Raw genomic sequence first — 3,406 nt, 5'->3', positions numbered from 1 at the left:
TAAAACATTAGGCTATTCAAAATCACCGGAAATGCATGACAAAGTCATCGGGACTTTTATCGAAAGAGAATATTATATTTAAGACCAATCAACATTTTGAATACGTGACCGGATAATTGTCAACATGACATTACTTGCCTGAACTGAACGAAAGAACGTGGCGGCGGTAATAGTGACGGGAAAGATTTAATGATTCTATCATAAAAATGGAACAGGCAACTAAATATGTGAATCTGACAAATACCAAAGTTGAGAAGATTCTTTACTCTTGGCATCGCAAGGGGTGAGTAAGTTTTTTACGATTTTTACATGCTATTTAATATGAAATGAATATTTTTTGTTATTTGGTTTTTTAAACGGAATAGTATGCTGCTCAGCAGGAGCATCATATTTATTTTATGGCTTGAAATTATAAATATGAGAAACGAATGGAGTGGTGGTTTAATAATGAATAGATTTTATAATTAATTAGAGGTTCATTATGGGACTTAGAAGAGTAACTATTGCATTACAAGCAGATAATGGTCTTTATTTAAGTCGAATTAATAGGAATGGAATTCAATATATTGAAGCGGCAAAATCTGGTATAGATGAATATTGTCGTTTTACTGTTGTCTATCTTGATCCAGATAATCCTAATAAAATAGCACTTTATGGAGATAACAAGCTTTATCTCAGCCGAATAGCTGAATCAAATGGTAATTTTATCGAAGCTATTAAACCAACGGCGGATATTTACTCTGTTTTCACTGTCGTGGATGTCGGTTGTAATATAATTGCATTGAAAGCTGACACGGGTAACTATCTTAGCCGAATTACAATAAATAATGTTGATTATATCAAACCTGATAAAGTTGTTTTGGATGTCTATTGTCAATTTCGAGTAGTAACTTTGGTTGAATAGTGAAGATAATTATTATTTTTCTTGTTAACTGGAACGAATAAGTTTATATATTTAGTTTAGTGGCCGCATAATGGGGCCACTTTTCTGTTTATCCAGCGAAGCAGACAAACTTGTCAGATGCTGTTCATTAGAAAAAAAGCGAAAATTCATAAAAAAAGTGCAACAAAATATATACAGTAATACTATTTTATACTTTTAACAGTTCTGATAATGTGTAAATTTCGAAGTTTATTTCAGTTAAGCGGGTTTTTATTGCTTTTTAGCTGATTCCTATCCAACCAAGGAGTAAATATGTATTCAGAGAATGAATGTAGACAGCACACTGAAACATTAATAAGCTTGATAGCAAAGGCTGATAAAGCTATTACTGAGGAAGATTTTGATTTTCTAATGGATTTTTATACAGAAAATGGTTCGTTAGTTGTTCGAGATGGTTTCACTGTATCTGGAAAGCCCGCTTTACATAAAGCATTTTTGACTATTGCACAATATTTTAATCACTCATTAAAAGTATCTCAGGGTAAAATTAAAGTCATTTTTGGTGAAGATTGTGCTCTGGTATTAGCAGAAACGATTTTATCTTCTAAATTAGAAAACGAAGCTTCATTTGATACGATAAGAAAAGCAACATATGTATTTAAATTGGTCAATGGTAACTGGTTGTGCGCCATAGATAATTCTTATGGAACGGATTTATTATGTGAAGGAAGATAGCGATGTTAAAGTTCATTTTTATTGAGTAAAAACCCGTAGTTCGCAACATTGTAGCCTGACCAGATAACTCAGGGTTACACTGTGTTGAAAGAAAATCAGCTAAATCAGTATTAGAAAGCCGTATAATCAGCTTGATAAAAGCGGGAAATACAGTAAAACTTGATTTCCCTGCTAATATACGCAGGTAACATAGGGGTTAAAAGGAATATCGTATTTAGTTAATGAAAAACTATCTATAAAGTACCCCCGTAATTTAAGACTACAGGATAACCCATATATGAGTACCCTCAAAATGCACATAACAGATAGATAAGCCGCAGCAATCACAGTTTTTTCGGTTGTTGCGGCGTTCTCAAGAAGCATTTAATTCTATAAGAATGCCGCCAAATCCTTAACTTTAGGAGATGGATTCGTGCACTCAAAAGATTTTTTCTGGCAATATTCTCTTGCCGTCACAATATTATTGTTATCCCCATTCAACTTATTGGCATCACTGGCTATGGATATGTATCTGCCCGTAATGCCTTTCATCGCTGATGAACTTGGGGCTGGAGCGGGAGCGATCCAGCTAACGCTGACTGTATATATGATCCTGTTAGGCGTCGGCCAGCTTCTATTTGGCCCGCTGTCAGATCGGTTAGGTCGCCGTCCTGTTTTGCTTAGCGGTGGAATTGCTTATACGGTTGCTTCATTCGGCCTTGCCATTACTTCATCACCAGAAGCTTTTTTGGGTTTTCGCATTATTCAAGCTTGTGGAGCTTCAGCATGTCTCGTAGCCATGTTCGCGGCTGTACGTGATATCTATTCGGGCCGTAAAGAAATCAACGTAATCTATGGCTTGCTCGGTTCTATGCTTGCTATGGTTCCGGCAGTAGCTCCTTTGCTCGGAACGATGATTGATATTTGGTTGGGGTGGCGCGCAATCTTTGCTCTATTAGGCTGTGCGATGGCGGTTACGGTTATTGTGGTCTGGAAATTCTGTCCAGAAACCAGACGGCAACCGACAGCAGACTTACAGTGGTCGCAATTACTTCTTCCTGTAAGATGCCGGAATTTCTGGATGTATACACTCTGCTATAGTGCAGGGCTGGGAAGCTTCTTCGTCTTCTTTTCAACGGCCCCTTGGATAATGATGAATCGACAAGGATTATCACAAATTACTTTCAGTTTGCTATTTGCAACTGTGGCTATCGCAATGATGGTGACTGCGAAAAGTGTGGGTAGTTTGATTACCCGCTGGGGGCTTCTAAATACGTTGCGGGTAGGAATGTTTTGCCTGATGGCAGGAGCGTTGCTGCTATCTGTTGGGGAAACGTTCATACCTGAGTCGGTGGTTGGCTTTATTGTTCCAATGTGGCTTGTTGGTGTTGGGATCTCTATGGCGATTTCAGTAGCACCTAATGGCGCACTACAAGGTTTTGATCATATGGCCGGAACAGCAACGGCATTCTACTCCTGTTTGGGTGGGGTATTGTTGGGAATAGGTGGAACGCTCACCATTACACTTTTATCCAATGCTACTACCTGGCCGATTATTGCTTATTGTCTGGTTCTGGCAATAGTCGTACTTTGCCTGTCCTGCTTTATTGACCATGGAAGGCAAAAACAGTTGGATCAAAGTTGTTAAGTGGATTGACTTGCGAATACCGTGACAGGATTATAAGCCTCGCGTTTGCGCTGTCTCTTGATCACATCTCTAGCTCAAGAGACTGTACAAGCAGGTAACCTTCCAGGATGGTTTGTAATATGAACCATCCTTCCCATAATCTTTCCCATCCTACTCGACCA

The 3,406-nt window shown here is 38.4% G+C and carries 3 protein-coding genes and 1 pseudogene; all 4 read left to right on the top strand.

The annotated features are described in order from the left end of the window. On the top strand, positions 1–82 hold an 82-nt coding region (locus IQ211_RS18445), incomplete at its 5' end, for an IS1 family transposase (protein ID WP_228011593.1). Positions 83–481: 399 nt separating this feature from the next. After that, a complete protein-coding gene (locus IQ211_RS18440) occupies positions 482–904 on the top strand; it encodes a fascin domain-containing protein (RefSeq protein ID WP_189761281.1) in 423 nt (140 codons plus the stop codon). Between the two features lie 291 nt (positions 905–1,195). Next, positions 1,196–1,618 carry a YybH family protein gene (locus IQ211_RS18435; protein WP_189761280.1) on the top strand — a complete coding sequence of 141 codons (423 nt, stop codon included), beginning with the start codon at positions 1,196–1,198 and terminating at the stop codon, positions 1,616–1,618. A 412-nt stretch (positions 1,619–2,030) separates the two neighbouring features. Continuing rightward, positions 2,031–3,203: pseudogene (gene cml / locus IQ211_RS18430) on the top strand (CmlA/FloR family chloramphenicol efflux MFS transporter); the annotation flags it as partial. Positions 3,204–3,406: the final 203 nt, after the last annotated feature.

Source organism: Xenorhabdus griffiniae (assembly GCF_015163655.1).
GTDB classification, from domain to species: Bacteria; Pseudomonadota; Gammaproteobacteria; order Enterobacterales; family Enterobacteriaceae; genus Xenorhabdus; species Xenorhabdus griffiniae.
This window is presented reverse-complemented; position numbering and strand designations above follow the sequence as displayed.

Coding starts and splice junctions, on each gene's coding strand:
- IQ211_RS18440 (WP_189761281.1), top strand. CDS start 482: ATGGGACTTAGAAGAGTAACTATTGCATTACAAGCAGATAATGGTCTT.
- IQ211_RS18435 (WP_189761280.1), top strand. CDS start 1,196: ATGTATTCAGAGAATGAATGTAGACAGCACACTGAAACATTAATAAGC.